Origin of the sequence: Streptomonospora arabica (assembly GCF_039531585.1) — a bacterium.
Classification (GTDB): Bacteria; Actinomycetota; Actinomycetes; order Streptosporangiales; family Streptosporangiaceae; genus Streptomonospora; species Streptomonospora halophila.
The window spans coordinates 1-16,614 of the sequence record NZ_BAAAQI010000019.1; the positions used below are offsets into that span (position 1 = coordinate 1).

Sequence of the window (16,614 nt, forward strand, 5' to 3'; positions counted from 1 at the left end):
GAGCATTCCGGGCATAGCGCCCTGAATCCCCCCGCCCGAGCGGCCACCGCGGCGGCCCGGGACACCGCTGCCTGCATCACAGCGGTCTCCTCGCCCCGCCCGCCAATCCGCCCGTCCTGAACGGCCGCTCCAAGCGCGCCCCAACGGTCCCCCCTACACCGTTGGCCGAGGCGCACCGCTCCCCGGCCGGTCCTCGGGCGGACCGGCGGCCCGAGGGCCCGACCCGCCACCCTCGCCGCCCCCGTCGCAGGCCCAGCCGGCGGACACCCGGACCGAAGGGCGCGGGGCTGAACCACCCGCCGCCCTTGCTGCCCGTCGTCGGGTGCGCTACCGGCGAGCATCCGAACCGGTGAGCGTTAGCCGAGTCATCTGCCGACTTTGCTGCCTCGTCGCAGGCTCAACCAGCGGGCACCCGAACCGCTGACCGCCGGCCCAACCGTCCGCCGCCGTCGCCGCCCCCGTCGCAGGCTCAATCGGCGGGCATCAGTCCGGTGGGCGCGGGCTGAACCGTCCGCCGCCTTTGCTGCCTCGTCGCAAACTCAACCGGCGAGCATCCGAACCGGTGAGCGCAGGCCGAGGCACCCGCCGCCCTCGCCGCCCCCGTCGCAAGCTCAACCAGCGGGCACCCGAACCGCTGACCGCAGGCCCAACCGTCCGCCGCCGTCCCTGCCCGTCATCGGGTGCGCAACCACCGGGTACCGGGATCGGTGATCGCCGGCCGAACCGACCACTGCCTTCGCTGCCTCGTCGCAAGCTCAACCGGCGAGCATCCGAACCGGTGAACGCGGGCCGAGGCACCCGCCGCCCTCGCCGCCCCCGTCGCAAGCTCAACCGGCGAGCATCCGAACCGGTGAACGCGGGCCGAGGCACCCGCCGCCCTCGCTGTCCTGTCGGGTGGGTAACCGCCGGGGGCTGGGAGCGGTGAGCGCTGGCCGAACCGTCCGCCGCCGTCGCTGCCCGTCGCCGATGCGCAACCACTGGGGACCGAGAGCGGTGATCACGAGCCGAACCGACCACTGCCTCGCTGCCTCGTCGCAGGCCCAACCGGCGAGCACCCGAACCGATAAGCTCAGGCTCAACCACCCGCCGCCGTCTCCGCCGCCTCGTCCATTGGTGGAGCCCGCGGCGACCGGCGCGGACGTCTGAGCGGACCGTACTGTCCGCGAGCCCGGGGGCGGGCAGGACTTAAGCGTGTTCGGCGATGGATCAGCCGCTCGGGGTGTGCAGTGCCCAGGGCGAGCGGTGTGGGCCGGCGCGGGCGTGGGCTGTGACGGATCCGGGCCACAGTCGGGCGGGGACACGCGTGCTCACGTACAGCGACAGGTCTGCGGCGCTTCGGCATCGCGTCAGTTCGGCGCCGTTCGCCTCGGCGGTCGCGCGGGCGGCGGCACATGATGGACGCTCTCCTTCCGCCAACCGCTCCGCTCCCGCGAGCGCGGCGAGGTCGGCCGCCGTCGCCGCCCGGTGGCGATCGACTCGTACGCCTGCCACAAGCACGATCGCCGCGGCGACGAACAGCACCGCGCCGCACAACGCGAGCACCCAGACGGTCGCCGAGCCTGCGTCGTCGCCGCTCCGAGCCGTCTGCGCAGGGACAGACCCTCCGCAGACGGGCGAATGTGCCCGCGCCGCCCCTCCTGCCATGCGGCGGGAGACGGTCGGCCGCGCCGTTTCTTGCCACGCCCTCCCTCCTTCCGGGCGGCGGAAGGCAGCCGGCTGCGCCCGTCGGGCCGAACGGTGTCCCGATGACACGGACCAGCTCGGCTGTCCGCCGGACGAGGGCCGGGCGCCGCCGACACCGGCATCGGCGCCAGCACCTGCACCGCCATCACGCCAACCGCAACTGCCAACACCGGATCCGCCACCAGCCGGCGGCCCCCGCCACGCGCCCCGGCGGCCGCCCATGATCCTCCGAGGGACAGGGCCACACACCACCCGCACCGCCCTGACCTGCCCCCGGAAGCGCCCGTCAACGTGCGTACCGAGGGAGTCAGGCCGACGCACGGCTTCCACCGTGTGCCGTCCATGACCAGATCCACGCACCGCCCGCACCGCCCGCACCGCCCGCACCGCCCGCACCGAGCCGAGGCGACGCCCGATGCGCCCGTTCCCTCTCGCGCGGTCGGGGCCGACCCGACACACGGCCGCCGGGTTCCGGCGCGGCGAAGGCGGATTATTCGACCGCGGCATCGTTGCCGTCCCTCCCCTGCGCGTCGTCGCCTCCGAGGGCGGCCGGAGACTGCTCGGCCCGATCGCTGGGTCCGGAGGCGCTGGGCCCGGAGGCCTCCGACCCTTCGAGCTCGCCGACGTCCTCCCCCTCCACGGCTTCCTCGCCACCTCCCGGCGCCTCCAGCTCCTCCAACTCCTCCACCCCCACCAGGGACTCGGCGGGCGCCCCCTCTTCCACGGACTCCAGGCCTTCCAGGGACTCCAGCGGCGTTGCGGCACGCCCCTCGACCTCGATCGGCAGTTCCGCCAGCGGGCCGATCGGAACCGGGGCCGTGACGGCCACCCGCGCCATGCTGCCGCCGGTGGCCAGCTCGACCTGTGCGGAGTCGGGGGCGGTGCGGTCGACCGCTGCACGGACGGCGTGTTCGGGCTCGCCGCGGGCCAACGCGCGCGCACCCATGCGCGCGGAGTCGACGCAGGCCACGTGCACCGCACCGGCCTGGACCGCCGCCAGCGCGACGCCGAGCACGAGCACGAGGCTGGGCAGTGCGGCAGCGGTCTCGGCGGTGACGCCGCCCCGGTCACCCGTCGATCTGCAGCGCATCGGTGACGATCCGGGTGACGGTGGCGCGGACTTCGTCGCTTGTGAGGATCGCGAACAGCACGGCCGCAAAGGCGCAGGCCGTCACGGTTCCAAGGGCGTACTCCGCGGTCGACATGCCCCGGTCGCCGCGCACCGAGGCGAGCGGCCGAACGCCGGGTACGGCGCGGCTGCTGCGGAGCAGCGCCGCCGTCGCGCTCGCGAGCCCCCGGGTCACGGCCCGCACAGCACGTACGCCCGACAGGGCCAGCCCGGTCGGTACGGGCGGCACGATCGGTACGGCCCGGGCAGTCTCCACGGCCCGCGCGGACTGCAGCGCTCGCGCGGCCCGGCACCGAATTCGCCGCACCCGGCGGACAGCCGCGTGCGGGGGCGGTCGGCGCGGCACACGCGGCACCACAGGGAGAGAGGGGAGAGCGGACACGGTTGCCTCCAAGCGGGTGGACACACCATGAGTCGGGTTGGTCTCACGGTCCGTATCCACCATCGCCCGGCGGGTCGGCGGCGGAAAGCCGGATTCCCAGCCTGTGGACAGAACGCGTACCGTCCCGGTTCGGCGCGGCAGAGGACGCTGGGCCCCGTCTCCGCGCGTGCGCCGCCGGCCGCGGTCCGCGGCCGCGGAACAGATCGGGCCGCGGCATACCCCGCGCGCGGCTCACGTGTCCGACGTGCAACCCGTGCCCAAGGGGCAACCTCTTCCCGACGTGCAACCCGTGCCCGACGTGCAATGACGCCGGACGTGCACCAAACGTCCCACTCGCCACCTGTTCCACGCGTGCGCACCACTTCCGCGCCGCGCCTACCGCCTGTGCTCCGCTTCCCGCCTTCCTCCTGTGCTCCGCCGACCGCACGTACCGCACAGCACCGGAGCCGAGCGGGGTGCTGCACACGCCCGCCGACCAGGCCGGAGCGCCGGTGGCTGGCCTCCGGCCGGGACGCCTCAAGCGCCGCATCACGCTCTCGATTGACCGCCCGCAGTCCTCACCCTTCTAGCTAGGGGCCGGTCTCCCAGCTCCGATCCGGCGCCGCAGTGCCGCCCGGCCCAGCCCGGATCGGCCGAACCCTTCGTAGGCCGCCGATCCCGCCGGCACACCGCTGCCCCGCCGACCCCCTACGCGCCTCGCGGCCGGACTCCGGCAGCCTGCTCGGGCCGTCCGCCATTCCTCTCCTCCTCGCTGCTGCGCGCTACACGCCGCCGTCGAGGATGGCGTCGATCAGGCGCAGGGCTCCCGACTTGCTGAGCGGGTCGTTTCCGTTGCCGCACTTGGGCGACTGGATGCACGAAGGGCAGCCCTCGGCGCACTCGCATCCGGCGATGGCCCGGCGGGTCGCGGTCAGCCATTCGCGCGCCGCCGCGTAGCCGCGCTCGGCGAACCCGGCGCCGCCCTCGTGTCCGTCGTAGACGAACACCGTCAGGCACCCCGTGTCGGCGTGCAGCGCGGTCGAGACGCCGCCGATGTCCCAGCGGTCGCAGGTGGCGAACAGCGGCAGCAGCCCGATCGCGGCGTGCTCGGCGGCGTGGGCGGCTCCGCGCACGTCGACGTCGGCCTTGCGCAGCCGGTCGGTCGCCTCGGGCGCGAGGGTCCACCACACCGCGCGCGAGTTCAGCCGCCGCTCGGGCAGGTCGAGGGTCTGCTCGCCGAGGACCGCGCCGGTGCGGACGTCGCGCTTGAGGTAGGAGACCACCTGGCGGGTGACCTCGACCTCGCCGAACCGCACCGCCGACTCCGGCCCCCAGTCCCGGCCGCGCAGCGTGCGCAGCACCTCGACCTCGGTGGTGTCGCGCGCCCAGGTGCTGTGGTCGGGCGCCTCGGCGTGCACCAGTGCCACCGACTCCTCCAGGTCGAGCTCGTCGACCACATAGGTCAGCCCCTGGTGCAGATAGACCGCGCCGTCGTGGACGGTGCCGTGCGCGGCCGCCTCGTCGACGGTGCCCAGCAGCTGCCCGCTGGCCGAGTCGACGATCTGCACCGGGGGCCCGCCCGACCCGCGCAGGTCGGCCAGTGCGGAGGCGCGGTCGCGCCGGGTCCAGAACCAGCCGCGCGGGCGGCGCCGCAGCAGTCCCCGGTCGACCAGGCCGTCGAGCACGCCGGCGGCTTCGGCGCCGAAGAGGTCCAGGTCGTCGCGGGTGAGCGGGATCTCCGACGCGGCCGCGCACAGGTGCGGGCCCAGGACATAGGGGTTGCCGGGATCGAGCACCGTGGCTTCGACCGGCCGCCCGAAGACGGCTTCGGGGTGGTGCACCAGGTAGGTGTCCAGCGGGTCGTCGCGGGCGATGAAGACCGCCAGCGCGTCGCCTCCGGTACGGCCCGCGCGCCCCGCCTGCTGCCACAGCGACGCAAGGGTGCCCGGCCATCCGGTGATGACGACGGCGTCCAGTCCGGTGATGTCGACGCCGAGTTCGAGTGCGTTGGTCGTGGCCAGCCCGAGCAGCTCCCCGCTGCGCAGCGCGTCCTCCAGGCTCCGCCGGTCGTCGGCGAGGTAGCCGGCGCGGTAGGCGGCGATGCGCTCGGACAGCCTGCTGCCGGACGGCCCCTCCGCCTCCCGGCGAGTCGCTCCGCCCCCATCCTCATCCGCACGGCCAGCCCTCTCCGCCTCCGCATCCCCTGCGACCACCGCGCCCTCACCAGCGCTCCGTCGGCGCAGGTGCGCCGCGGCGCGGGACTCGCGCTCGCGCAGGATGCGCTGGGCGGTCAGGGCCACCACCTCCGACGCCTGGCGGGAGCGGACGAAGGCGAGTGTGCGCACGCCCTCCTCGGCGAGGTCGGCGAGGACGTGGGCGGCCTCGGCCGGTGCGGTGCGGCGCACGGGTGCGCCGTTCTCGCCCTTCTCCTCGGTCAGCTCCGGCTCGATCAGCGCGAAGCGCAGCTCCGGGCGCGGCGACGCGTCCTCGGTGACGGCGCGTACCGGCAGGCCGATCAGCCGGGAGGCGCTCTCCTCGGGGGTGCCCGTGGTGGCCGAGGCGAGGATGAAGACGGGCTCGCTGCGGTAGCGGGCGCAGATCCGGCGCAGCCGCCGCACGATCTGGGCGACGTGCGAGCCGAACACGCCCCGATAGCGGTGCGCCTCGTCGATCACGACGTAGCGCAGCCGCCGCAGGAACGACGACCAGGCGGCGTGGTTGCCCAGGACCGCGTGGTGCAGCATGTCGGGGTTGGTCAGCACGTAGTTGGCGTGCGCGCGGATCCAGGCGCGCTCGTCGCGCGGGGTGTCTCCGTCGTAGGCGGCCGCGCGCAGGTACGCAAGGCCCAGACCGGCCACCGCGCGCCGCTGGTCGGCGGCCAGCGCCTTGGCCGGGGAGATGTAGAGCACCGTCCCACCCTGCTCGGCGGCTTCGGCGCAGGGCAGCAGGAAGGAGAGCGATTTCCCCGATGCGGTGCCGGTGGCTATGATCACATTGCTACCGGAGCGCGCGAGATCCGCGGCGGCCGCCTGGTGGGACCACGGAGCCGTGATCCCCTGCTCAGCCAGCCGCTCACGTACAGAGGACGGTGTCCAGTCTGGCCAGTGTTCGCTTACCCCGCGGCCACGCGGCAGCTGCTCCACATGTGTCACCTGCGAATTCCGGGTATGGTCACGCCACAACCGGTCAAGCGCGGATTCCCTCCGGGAAGCGTCCCCGCGTGCGCGGGGAGTGGATCCGGTCAACCCGACCCCTCCTCGGCAGGCAGCACGTGTGATGGCACTGATCGACCCCCGTTTCAGTGTGGCATCCGCGGGAAGGGTTCCGCGCTGTCGTGGTTTCTTGTGCATAACAGGCAGATGCGAAGGGCAAGCGTGGTTGAATGCCGCACTGTGGGGTAACGCCCGGCAGAGATCACTCGCGGCTTTTCGCGGTTCGGCGCTGGAGGACTAGTGGACTTGAAGCTTGATCACCACACACAGGACGACACAGAGATCGTCGTCGTCGAGGGTGAGATCGACGTCTATACCGCGCCCCGGCTGCGTGAGCTGCTGATCGATCTCGTCAACAAGGGCAACTTCCACCTCGTGGTGAACATGGAGAAGGTGGAGTTCCTCGACTCGACGGGACTCGGCGTGCTCGTGGGCGGCCTGAAGCGAGTGCGGGCGCACGACGGCACCCTCGACCTGGTGTGCACGCAGGAGCGCATCCTGAAGATCTTCCGGATCACCGGACTGACCAAGGTCTTCGGCATCTACGACTCCGTTCAGGAAGCCATCGACAAACGCAAGTCCAAGTAGCTGCGTTACGAGCGATCTCATGGCACTCGTCCAGCTCACGATCAGCGCGCTGCCCGCCCATGTGCGCACGGCCCGGCTCATGGCCACGGCCGTGGCCAGGCGGGCGGGCGTCGCCGAGTCCGCCCTCGACGAGATTCGGCTGGCGGTCGGCGAGGCGTGCTCCCGTGCCGTCGAGGCGCACCGCGTCCACTGCCCCGGGCGTCCGATCCAGCTCGATCTGATCGACAGCGCCGACACCACTCGGGGGGCCGGTGCGTCGCCCGGCACGCCGGCCGAACGCGCGTCCCACAACGGCAAGGCGGCACAGCGCTTCGAGGTCGTGGTGTTCGACCGCGCCCCGGCCAAGGAGCCGGCGACGGCTTTCGAAGACCCCGCCGCCGGGCTCGACATCGCCGACGGCGCCCCGTCCGACGGGGTTTCGGGGCTCTCCCCCGATGTCGGCCTCGCCGTGATCCTCGGACTCGCCGACGAGGTCAGCATCGAACCCCATGAGGACGGCACCGTCGTCCGAATGAGCTGGCCCCTGGGCAAGTCCGACCCCGACGCCGACTCCGAACTCGTCGGCTAGGCGCTTCCGCGCCGCTCCCGCCCCGCGCCGGCCCAGCCTCCGCGGGGCGGCGGCGCGAACCGCGGGCCTCCGCCCGAGCGCGGTCCCCGCGTCAGCCGACAGTGCAGGTCTTTCGCGGGCCCGCGTACGCGACCGGCCCCGCGTAGTCCGCAGCGGCTCTGCGCGGCGCCTCCTCCGGCCGCAGGGACGGGCCGACGTGGGTCACCGGCAGCCGTTCGGCGCCCGCACGCTCCGCCGTACGCCCCGCCTCGGCCGCGCGTACGGTGCACCCGGGCATCGCATCGAGCACGTTTTGCGGCCGCATACGGTGCCGCACCGCCGAGCCCTGTCGGTTCCACGGCCGGGCCGCCCTGCTTGCCGCCGCAAGGTCGCCGCCCCCCTCGCCGACCCCGCCCGCGGTCGTCAGTCGCACTCCTGTGTCGAGACCTCCCCGGACGCGGATGCCCCCTGCTGGGCGTTGGCGGCGACCTCGTGGGCGGTGAGCACGTAGCCCGTCTCGTCCTCGTTGGTCGCCGCGGCGAAGACGACGCCGTAGACGTCGCCGTCGGGGGAGATCAGCGGGCCGCCGGAGTTGCCGGGGCGGACTTCGGCGCGGATCTGGTAGATCTCCCGGCTCACCTGCTGGGAGTGGTAGAAGTCGGGCCCCTGCGCGGTCTGCTCGGCGCGGATGCGCGCGGCCACCGCGGTGAAGCCGTTGTTGCGCGGGAAGCCCGCGACCACGGCGTCGTCGCCCTTGGCCGCCTCCTGGTCGAACTCCAGCGGCTCCAGGTCGAGGCCGTCCACGTCGAGGACGGCGATGTCCTGCTGCGGGTCGTAGAGCACCACCGTGGCGCTCAGCTGCTGGCCGGAACGCGTGACCACCCGCAGGTCCTGGGTGACACCGGCGACCACGTGCGCGTTGGTCATGATGCGCCCGTCGGAGTAGACGAACCCGGTGCCCTCGACGCGCCGCTGGCAGCTGGGCGCGGTGCCCAGCACCTTGACCACGCTCTGGCTGGCGTCGCGCAGACCCGGGGTGTCGAGGACGTCGGGGTCGGGCGGCTGCACCTCGGCCGGCTCGCCGGTCCCCAGCCCGCTGAAGACCTGCGGGAACGCGCTCTGGTCAACGATCCGGCGGAAGGTGGAGAACCACGTCTGGGCCACCTCGGGCATGGCCCGGTCGACCGCGTGCAGCACCCGCGACTGCTGCACCTGGGTGTTGAGGACGGGGATGGCGGAGTTGGCGACGGCGCTGCCGACCAGCCAGGCCACCAGCAGCACCGACACCGCGCTGACCAGGGCGCCGCCCATCGCGTCGAGGACGCGCGCGGACTCCCATGTGACGCGGTTGCGCACGACGGCGCCCAGGTAGGAGGCGGCGAACTGGCCCATGGCCGCGCACAGGAAGACCACGGCGACCGCGAGCAGCGCCTGCCGCCCGGCATCGGTCACCACCTGCTGGATGAGGGTCGGCGCGCCGAGGGCGGCCAGCACCCCGCCGCCGATGAACCCGGCGAAGCTCATGATCCCGACGATGAACCCCTGCCGGTATCCCGACGCCGCGAACAGGAGCACCAGGACCACCAGGGCGGCGTCGAGGACGATGCCGTCCATCATCACCTCGCGCTCGTCTCAGCTGTCTCGGCGGCCGCGCGGCGACGGTTCCGCGCGCCGGCCGTCCTCGTCGGGGCCGCCGGGCAGCGGGAGGGGTTCCGCCTCAGCGCTGTCCAGCCAGGGCCGCTCCCAGCCTCCCAGAACGAGCAGCCGGTTCAGAATCGCGGCGGTGAATCCCCAGACCAGCATGCCGCGGACGCGGAACGCGGGCCCGGTGGATCCGTTGGGGTGGCGCACACGCACCCGGTTGGCCGGGTCCGCGAGCTCGTTGACGGGCACCCGCACGACTCCGGCGACCTCGCCGGAGTCGGCGGGGTGCACGTCGGAGGGTTCGCGCCACCAGGCCAGCACGGGCACCACGCGAAAGCCGCTGTGCCGGATGAACAGCTCGGGCAGCCGCCCCAGCAGCTCGATCCCGACCGGGTCGACCCCGGTCTCCTCCACGGCTTCGCGGACGGCGCAGTCCTCGGGCCCCTCGTCGTCGGGCTCGAAGGAGCCGCCGGGAAAGGCGGGCTGGCCGGAGTGGCGCCGCAGCCCGTTGTTGCGCTGGATCAGCAGCACGTCGGGGCCGTGCTCGCCCTCGCCGAACAGGATGAGGACCGCGGACCGGCGCCCGCCGGACTCGGGCGGGCGCATCGCCGCGGGCACGGCCATGCGCCCGCCCGCGCGGGCGAGGGAGGCGAGCCAGTCGGGGGTGCTGACGTCGGGCGCGCCGGCGCGTCCGTCGCCGGGCGCTTCGCCGGCCTCCGCGTCGTGGCCGTCCCCTCGCCGCTCGCCGTGCTCCTGTGCGGTCATGCTGTGCGCGTCTCCTCCCGGCCGTTGCCTCCGCCTGATGCGAACCGTCTAGGAGAACGGGCCATTCCGCACCAGCGCCGCCGCGGCGTCCGCATCGGTGGGGCCCTCGCCGAACGAGGGGCACCAGCGGGCGAGCTCGCAGGCGCCGCAGGCGGGGCGCCGCGAGTGGCAGATGCGGCGGCCGTGCCAGATCAGGCGGTGTGAGAGCAGGGTCCAGTCCTTGGGCGGGAAGAGGCCGCCGATCGCGTGCTCGACCTTGACGGGGTCGGTCTCCTCCGTCCAGCCGAAGCGGCGCACCAGGCGGCCGAAGTGGGTGTCGACGGTGAGCCCCGGCACGCCGAAGGCGTTGCCCAGCACCACGTTGGCGGTCTTGCGCCCGACACCGGGCAGCCGCACCAGGTCGTCCAGGTCGCCGGGGACCTCGCCGCCGTACTCGTCGCACAGCTTCCGGCCCAGGCCCAGGATGCTGTTGGCCTTGGAGCGGTAGAAGCCGGTGGAGCGGATCAGCCCTTCCAGCTCCTCGCGGTCGGCGGACGCGTAATCGGCCGCGGAAGGGTAGCGGGCGAAGAGCTTCGGGGTCACCAGGTTGACCCGCTTGTCGGTGCACTGCGCCGACAGGATGGTCGCTACCAGCAGCTCCAGCGGAGAGGTGAAATCAAGCTCACAGTGCGCATCGGGATACAACCGGGCCAATTCCCGGTTTATCCGTCGGGCGCGTCTCACCAGTGCGAGACGCGACTCACCCGTGGGTGTCCGCACCGCGCCGTCGTCCGGCGCGGTGTCGGACGAGGTGGTCTGAGCAGGGGTGGCAGGATCTCCGAGCACGCCCCAAAGACTACGTATCCCGCGGCGGCGTCCGTGCCCGGGCGGCCGCGGCGGGGGCCGCGCCCGCGAGCTTGCGTGCCATGTCGGCAATGTCGTGAGTTCGGCGGGCCGAGCCCCTCGGGAACGGGATTGCAACTAGGATCGGATGCGCTGACGTCGGCCGTGGCGGTCGGCTTGTCACCCGGGCGACAAGCCGAGGCAACGAAGTGGTTTCCCACCGGGGTGCGATATACGTCACACTGTTGACGGTCAGGCTTGCAAGGAGGAAGTGGTGGACGAGACCAACGAGGTGCTGCGCAAGGCCCCTCTTTTCGAGGCACTCGACGAGGAGGGTGCCGCCGCGCTGCGCGCCTCGGTGAGCGAGGTCCGGCTGGGTCGCGGCCAGACGCTCTTCTCCGAGGGCGATGAGGGCGACCGCCTCTACGTGATCCTCAGCGGCAAGGTCAAGCTGACCCGTGCCGCTGTCGACGGCCGCGAGAACCTGCTGAGCGTCCTGGGCCCGAGCGAGATGTTCGGCGAGCTGTCCCTGTTCGACCCGCGCCCGCGCACCGCCAGCGCCATCGCCGTCACCGACGCCGTGCTGGCCGGTCTGGGCCACGACGACCTGCGTCCGTTCATCGCTCAGCAGCCCCAGGTCAGCCTGCAGCTGCTCAAGGCCCTCGCGAGCCGGCTGCGCCGGACCAACGACGTCATGAGCGACCTCGTCTTCACCGACGTTCCCGGTCGGGTGGCCGGACAGCTGCTCGACCTCGCCGACCGCTTCGGCAAGGAGGGCGAGGACGGCCTGCACGTGCACCACGACCTGACCCAGGAGGAGCTCGCGCAGCTCGTCGGCGCCTCCCGCGAGACCGTCAACAAGGCGCTGGCGGAGTTCGCGCTGCGCGGGTGGCTGCGCATAGAGGCCAAGGCCGTCGTGCTGCTCGACGTCGAGCGCATGCGCCGACGCGCGCGCTGACACCGCGTTCGCACCGACCCGCCGCGCGCCGGCCCCAGGAGCGGCCGGCAGTGCGGACGCCCGCGGCGCCGCGCGCAACGACCACCGGGCCCGGCCACGTGCCGGGCCCGTCGGCTGCGCGGCGCCCGGTGCCGGGGGCGGACGGCGCGCCGCCGCCGTCGCTCCCGCCGGACCGCTCTCTCAGGCCTCGCCCAGCTCGCCGGGGATGTCGCCGCGCTTGGCCAGGTAGCGCAGCTGCGCCCGCACCGAGGAGCGCGCGGCCGGGACCACCGCCTCCTCGATGCCCGCGTAGACCCGCGCGACGATCTCGTCGGCCGTGCTGTCGCCCGCCTCGACGGCCGCCGCGATCTGGGACAGCCGGGCCTCGCGGTGGTCGATGTACTCGGTGAGCCGGTCCAGCGGCTCGGTGCAGATGGGCCCGTGCCCGGGCAGCAGCGCCCGCACCCCGGTGGAGACCGCCAGGCCGCGCAGCCGGTACAGCGAGTCCATGTAGGCGGCCAGGCCGTCGTCGGCGAGCATCGTCGTGCCGCTGCCCAGCACCGTGTCGCCGGTGAGCACCACGTCGTCGGCGGGCAGGTGGAAGCAGACCGAGTCGGCGGTGTGGCCCGGCGTGGCCACCACGCGCAGCTCCAGCCCGTCGACCTCGACCACCTCGCCGTCGGGGAGGCCGTCGCCGCCGATCCGCAGCTCCGGCTCGACCGCGTGCACCGGCGCGCCCGTCAGCTCGGCGAAGTAGCGTGCGCCCTCGCTGTGGTCGGGGTGGTGGTGGGTCAGCAGCGTCACGGCGACCTGGGCGCCCTGCTCCTGCACGGTGCGGGCCACCCGTTCCAGGTGGCGCTCGTCGTGGGGGCCGGGGTCGATCACGATGACGCCCCGCGCTCCCGGCTCGCGCAGAACCCAGGTGTTGGTGCCGTCGAGCGTCATCGGGCCGGGATTCGGGCATAGGACGCAGTTGGCGCGCAGTGTTCCGGAACCGTCGATCCTCATCGCACCTCAGTCTCTCTCGCCGAGCGGCGCCGGCAGGGTGGGGGGGTTCGCAGTAGAGGGCTCAGCGCCGGGGGTAGGGCACCCCCTCGGGGACGACGAAGCGCAGCTCGCCGCCGACCTCGCGCATCGCGGGCTCGATGGGGGCGATGTGGCGCCGGGCCGCGAGGGCGGCCGCCGGCGAACCGTACTCGGCCAGCTCGGCGCAGGTGGTCACGGTCGGCGGCAGCATCTCCAGCTCGCCGCGCTGCCAGGCGGCCACGGCTTCGGCGGGGCGCATCCAGGCGACGCGGTCGGCCTCGCCGCCGACGTCGCGGGTGTGCTGTCCCGCGGGCAGGGCGGCGGCGAAGAACCGGGTGTCGAAGCGCCGCGCTTCACGCCGCGGGGTGATCCAGCGCGACCAGGCGCGCAGGAGGTCGCTGCGCAGCACCAGGCCGCGGTCGCCCAGGAACGCGGTGAACGACAGCGCGCGGTCGACCAGCGCCGTGCGGTCGGCCTCCCAGTCCGGGCCGCGGGTGTCGGCGACCACGCCGCCCGCGGGCGGGCCGGCCAGGAGCACGCCCGACTCCTCGAAGGTCTCGCGCACGGCGGCGCAGACCAGGGCGCGCGCCATCGGCTCCGCGACGCCCAGGCGCGCGGCCCACTCGGCCGGCGGCGGCCCCGCCCACCGGATGCCGGGTTCGGTGTCGCGCTCGTCCACCCCGCCGCCGGGGAACACGTGCATGCCGGGAGCGAACCGCATGGTGGCCGCCCGCCGCAGCAGGTAGACCTCCAGTCCGCTGGCTGCGCACTCGCGCAGCAGCATCACCGTGGCGGACGGACGCGCTTCGGCGCCCGCCTCACCGCCGCGGTCGTGCTCCCGTGTCATGGCCGCCGTCCTCCCGTAGGTCGTGGCGAACGAGCGCCACCGCATCCGGTGCGGGCCCTCAGGCCTCGACGATCATCTCCACCTCGACGGGAACGTCCAGCGGCAGCGCCGCCACGCCGACCGCGCTGCGGGCGTGCGTGCCGGCCTCGCCGAAGACCTCGCCGAGCAGCTCGCTGGCGCCGTTGACCACCTGCGGCTGCCCGGTGAAGGACGGGTCGCAGGCCACGAACCCGACCACCTTGACGACCCGGCGCACCCGCGACAGCTCACCGACCTCGGCCTTGACCGCGGCGATCGCGTTCAGCGCGCACACCGCCGCCAGCTCCTTGGCCCGCTCCGGTGTCACCTCGGCGCCGACCTTGCCGGTGCCGGCGGGCTTGCCGCCGACCAGGGGCACCTGCCCCGACACGTAGACGTGATCGCCGGTGCGCACCGCCGGCTGGTAGGCGGCCACGGGCGGCACCACGTCGGGCAGGGTCAGCCCCAGGCCGGCCAGCCGCTCCTCGGGGGTGGCCATCACTCCTTCTCCCGCTTCATATAGGCCACCATCTGCTGGTTGCGCGGATCCCCGTCGACCGACGGGCCGGGGATGACCGAGACCAGGTCCCAGCCGTCCTCTCCCCAGTTGTCCAGGATCTGCTTCGTCGCGTGCGACAACAGCGGCACGGTCGCGTACTCCCACTTCGTCATAGCCGCCACCTTACTTACCGGACCCGCCGATCAGGCCGCCGCCCGACGCTCCCGCGGCGCGCCGCGCACACGCCGCCGGGCGCGCACCGCGACCCGCTCCGACCGGGAACATAGACTCCGAGGAGTGAGTGCACGCGATCGCGACGGGGACGCCGTCCGGCTCCATGTCGTCACCGGCAAGGGGGGCACCGGCAAGACCACCGTGGCCGCCTCTCTCGCGCTGGCCCTGGCCGCCGGCGGACGCACCGTACTGCTGGTCGAGGTCGAGGGGCGCCAGGGCATTGCGCGGCTCTTCGGCACCCGCCCCCTGCCCTACGAGGAGCGCGCGATCGCCGCCGCGCCCGAGGGCGGCCGTGTGTGCGCGCTGGCGGTCGACGCCGAGTCGGCCCTACTGGAGTACCTGGAGATGTTCTACGGCATGCGGCGGGCCGGACAGGTGCTCACCCGCTTCGGCGCGGTCGACTTCGCCACCACGATCGCGCCGGGCATGCGCGACGTGCTGCTGACGGGCAAGGCCACCGAGGCCGTCCGGCGCCGCGAGGGCGATCGGCGGCGCGGCGGCCGCGACGCCGACGGCAGGCGCCACGTCTACGACGCGGTGGTCGTCGACGCGCCGCCCACCGGCAGGATCGCGCAGTTCCTCAACGTCAACGCCGAGGTGGCGGGCCTGGCCCGGGTGGGGCCGGTCCGCAACCACGCCGACAAGGTCATGGCCACCCTCCGCTCGGCCCGGACGGCCGTGCACTTCGTGACCGTGCTGGAGGAGATGCCGGCCCAGGAGACCCTCGACGGCATCGGCGAGATCCGCGCGGCCGGGCTGAACGTCGGCTCGCTGATCGTCAACATGGTGCGGCCGCCGTTCTTCGCCGAGCCGGTGCTGCGGGAGGTCGCCGAGGGCTCCTTCGACACCGGTGCGCTGGTGCGCGGCGTCAAGGCGGCGGGGCTGGAGGACGCCGAGGAGACCGCGCGCGCCCTCGCGCAGGAGGTGGCCGAGCATGCCCAGCGGGTGGCCGGCGAGTCCGGGATCCGCGCGCGCCTGGACGGCCTCGACCTGACGCGGCTGGAGCTTCCGCTGCTGAGCCGCGGAGTGGGCCCCGAGGAGCTGGACGAGCTCGCCGAGCGCCTCCGGGAGCAGGGCGTATGAGCGGCCAGGAGGCCCCCGACCGGGCGCGCGCCACGGCCGCGCCGGACTTCGACGTCGACGCGCTGCTGTCGGACGGCGACACCCGCATCGTCGTGTGCTGCGGCTCCGGCGGTGTCGGCAAGACCACGACGGCCGCGGCGCTGGGCGTGCGCGCGGCCGAGTTGGGCCGCCGCGCCGTGGTCATCACCGTCGACCCCGCCCGGCGGCTCGCGCAGTCGATGGGGCTGCGGGAACTGGACAACACGCCGCGCCCCGTCGAGCTGACCGGAACCCTGGGTGCGGAGGTTCCCGGGACGCTGCACGCGATGATGCTCGACATGAAGCGGACCTTCGACGAGATCGTCGAGGCCCACGCCGACCCCGAGCGCGCGCGCCAGATCCTGGCCAACCCCTTCTACCAGTCGCTGTCCTCCAGCTTCTCCGGCACGCAGGAGTACATGGCGATGGAGAAGCTGGGGCAGCTGCGCCACTCCGGCGACTGGGACCTGATCGTCGTCGACACCCCGCCGAGCCGGTCGGCCCTGGACTTCTTGGACGCGCCCGAGCGGCTGGGCCGGTTCCTCGACAGCAGGCTCATCCGCATCCTGGGCGCGCCGCCGGCGACCGGCGCCTTCAAGGTGCTGGGCGCGGGTGTGGGCATGGTGACCGGCGTGATCGCCAAGATCGTGGGCGCCCAGGTGCTCAAGGACGTGCAGAGCTTCGTCTCGGCGTTCGACGCGGTCTTCGGCGGGTTCCAGGAGCGCGCGGACCGCACCTACCGGCTGCTGCAGGCGCGCGGCACCGGGTTCGTGGTGGTGGCGGCGCCCGAGGACGACGCGCTGCGGGAAGCGGAGTTCTTCATCGAGCGCCTGCGCGAGGACCGCATGCCGCTGGCCGGGATCGTGCTCAACCGGGTGCACCGCACCGCGGTCCGCGGCCTGCCCGAGCAGGCCGCCGCGACCGCCGCCGCGGAGCTTGAGACCTCCGGCGAGCACGCGTTGGCCGCGGCGGCGCTGCGCCTGCACGCCGAGCGCGCGCGGGTGCAGCAACGCGAGCAGTGGCTGATGGGCCGACTGGTCGCCGCTCACCCGGGCGTGCCTTCGGCGGAGGTGCCGGCTCGCCCCGAGGATGTGCACGACCTCGCCGGACTGGCCGAGATCGGCCGCGCGCTGGGGCGCGGCTGAGATCTCGGCCGCCCTCGCCGATCCGCCCGTTAGGCCCCCGCCGCAGCGGGCAGGGG

The 16,614-nt window shown here is 73.8% G+C and carries 16 protein-coding genes; 5 read left to right on the plus strand and 11 right to left on the minus strand.

The features are described 5' to 3' along the window. Window positions 1-1,206 precede the first annotated feature (1,206 nt). The 4 genes from ABD284_RS22035 to ABD284_RS22050 form a co-directional block, all read right to left on the minus strand. Entirely contained in the window at window positions 1,207-2,190 is a 984-nt protein-coding gene (locus ABD284_RS22035; RefSeq protein WP_344146926.1) for an Rv3654c family TadE-like protein, read from the minus strand. Then, window positions 2,174-2,773 carry a TadE family type IV pilus minor pilin gene (locus tag ABD284_RS22040; RefSeq protein WP_344146928.1) on the minus strand — a complete coding sequence of 200 codons (600 nt, stop codon included), beginning with the start codon at window positions 2,771-2,773 and terminating at the stop codon, window positions 2,174-2,176. Before ABD284_RS22040 ends, ABD284_RS22035 begins: the two co-directional genes overlap by 17 nt. Beyond that, on the minus strand, window positions 2,751-3,041 hold the full coding sequence (locus ABD284_RS22045) for a DUF4244 domain-containing protein (protein ID WP_344146931.1): 291 nt from the start codon (window positions 3,039-3,041) through the stop codon (window positions 2,751-2,753). Before ABD284_RS22045 ends, ABD284_RS22040 begins: the two co-directional genes overlap by 23 nt. Before the next feature lie 914 nt (window positions 3,042-3,955). Then, entirely contained in the window at window positions 3,956-6,325 is a 2,370-nt protein-coding gene (locus tag ABD284_RS22050) for a DEAD/DEAH box helicase (RefSeq protein ID WP_386699446.1), read from the minus strand. A gap of 300 nt (window positions 6,326-6,625) precedes the next feature. On the opposite strand from ABD284_RS22050, the gene ABD284_RS22055 reads away from it, so the two are divergent. Both ABD284_RS22055 and ABD284_RS22060 read left to right on the plus strand, forming a co-directional pair. Then, the gene (locus tag ABD284_RS22055; protein ID WP_040272705.1) at window positions 6,626-6,973 is read left to right on the plus strand and encodes an STAS domain-containing protein; all 348 of its coding nucleotides are present in this window, start codon (window positions 6,626-6,628) and stop codon (window positions 6,971-6,973) included. 19 nt (window positions 6,974-6,992) lie between these two features. Further along, entirely contained in the window at window positions 6,993-7,541 is a 549-nt protein-coding gene (locus ABD284_RS22060) for an ATP-binding protein (RefSeq protein ID WP_344146939.1), read from the plus strand. Window positions 7,542-7,943: 402 nt separating this feature from the next. On the opposite strand, the gene ABD284_RS22065 is transcribed toward ABD284_RS22060, so the two are convergent. The 3 genes from ABD284_RS22065 to nth form a co-directional block, all read right to left on the minus strand. Next, the gene (locus tag ABD284_RS22065; protein WP_344146942.1) at window positions 7,944-9,134 is read right to left on the minus strand and encodes a MarP family serine protease; all 1,191 of its coding nucleotides are present in this window, start codon (window positions 9,132-9,134) and stop codon (window positions 7,944-7,946) included. Between the two features lie 18 nt (window positions 9,135-9,152). After that, window positions 9,153-9,788: an NUDIX hydrolase gene (locus tag ABD284_RS22070; RefSeq protein WP_344147191.1), complete on the minus strand. Its 636-nt coding sequence runs from the start codon at window positions 9,786-9,788 to the stop codon at window positions 9,153-9,155. A 189-nt stretch (window positions 9,789-9,977) separates the two neighbouring features. Continuing rightward, a complete protein-coding gene (gene nth, locus ABD284_RS22075; RefSeq protein WP_344147194.1) occupies window positions 9,978-10,688 on the minus strand; it encodes an endonuclease III in 711 nt (236 codons plus the stop codon). Between the two features lie 334 nt (window positions 10,689-11,022). On the opposite strand from nth, the gene ABD284_RS22080 reads away from it, so the two are divergent. Beyond that, window positions 11,023-11,709, plus strand: a complete 687-nt coding sequence (locus ABD284_RS22080) for a Crp/Fnr family transcriptional regulator (RefSeq protein ID WP_311546514.1) — start codon at window positions 11,023-11,025, stop codon at window positions 11,707-11,709. A gap of 180 nt (window positions 11,710-11,889) precedes the next feature. Here ABD284_RS22080 and ABD284_RS22085 read toward each other — a convergent pair whose 3' ends face one another. The 4 genes from ABD284_RS22085 to ABD284_RS22100 form a co-directional block, all read right to left on the minus strand. Beyond that, window positions 11,890-12,696, minus strand: coding sequence for an MBL fold metallo-hydrolase (locus ABD284_RS22085; protein ID WP_344146947.1), 807 nt, complete (start codon window positions 12,694-12,696; stop codon window positions 11,890-11,892). Window positions 12,697-12,757: 61 nt separating this feature from the next. Further along, window positions 12,758-13,561, minus strand: a complete 804-nt coding sequence (locus tag ABD284_RS22090; RefSeq protein ID WP_344146950.1) for an NUDIX hydrolase — start codon at window positions 13,559-13,561, stop codon at window positions 12,758-12,760. Between the two features lie 58 nt (window positions 13,562-13,619). Beyond that, window positions 13,620-14,078, minus strand: coding sequence for a RidA family protein (locus tag ABD284_RS22095; protein ID WP_344146953.1), 459 nt, complete (start codon window positions 14,076-14,078; stop codon window positions 13,620-13,622). Beyond that, window positions 14,078-14,251, minus strand: coding sequence for a DUF4177 domain-containing protein (locus ABD284_RS22100; RefSeq protein WP_131096593.1), 174 nt, complete (start codon window positions 14,249-14,251; stop codon window positions 14,078-14,080). The genes ABD284_RS22095 and ABD284_RS22100 overlap by 1 nt, the downstream gene beginning before the upstream one ends. Before the next feature lie 124 nt (window positions 14,252-14,375). Here ABD284_RS22100 and bagA point away from each other — a divergent pair, with 124 nt between their 5' ends. Continuing rightward, a complete protein-coding gene (bagA, locus tag ABD284_RS22105) occupies window positions 14,376-15,395 on the plus strand; it encodes an ATPase BagA (RefSeq protein WP_344146959.1) in 1,020 nt (339 codons plus the stop codon). Beyond that, window positions 15,392-16,558: an ATPase BagB gene (bagB, locus tag ABD284_RS22110; RefSeq protein ID WP_344146962.1), complete on the plus strand. Its 1,167-nt coding sequence runs from the start codon at window positions 15,392-15,394 to the stop codon at window positions 16,556-16,558. The genes bagA and bagB overlap by 4 nt, the downstream gene beginning before the upstream one ends. Window positions 16,559-16,614: the final 56 nt, after the last annotated feature.

Coding starts and splice junctions, on each gene's coding strand:
- ABD284_RS22090 (WP_344146950.1), bottom strand. CDS start 13,561: ATGACACGGGAGCACGACCGCGGCGGTGAGGCGGGCGCCGAAGCGCGT.
- bagB (WP_344146962.1), top strand. CDS start 15,392: ATGAGCGGCCAGGAGGCCCCCGACCGGGCGCGCGCCACGGCCGCGCCG.
- ABD284_RS22060 (WP_344146939.1), top strand. CDS start 6,993: ATGGCACTCGTCCAGCTCACGATCAGCGCGCTGCCCGCCCATGTGCGC.
- ABD284_RS22070 (WP_344147191.1), bottom strand. CDS start 9,788: ATGGCCGTGCCCGCGGCGATGCGCCCGCCCGAGTCCGGCGGGCGCCGG.
- ABD284_RS22040 (WP_344146928.1), bottom strand. CDS start 2,773: ATGCGCTGCAGATCGACGGGTGACCGGGGCGGCGTCACCGCCGAGACC.
- ABD284_RS22100 (WP_131096593.1), bottom strand. CDS start 14,251: ATGACGAAGTGGGAGTACGCGACCGTGCCGCTGTTGTCGCACGCGACG.
- ABD284_RS22065 (WP_344146942.1), bottom strand. CDS start 9,134: ATGGACGGCATCGTCCTCGACGCCGCCCTGGTGGTCCTGGTGCTCCTG.
- ABD284_RS22085 (WP_344146947.1), bottom strand. CDS start 12,696: ATGAGGATCGACGGTTCCGGAACACTGCGCGCCAACTGCGTCCTATGC.
- ABD284_RS22035 (WP_344146926.1), bottom strand. CDS start 2,190: ATGCCGCGGTCGAATAATCCGCCTTCGCCGCGCCGGAACCCGGCGGCC.
- ABD284_RS22095 (WP_344146953.1), bottom strand. CDS start 14,078: ATGGCCACCCCCGAGGAGCGGCTGGCCGGCCTGGGGCTGACCCTGCCC.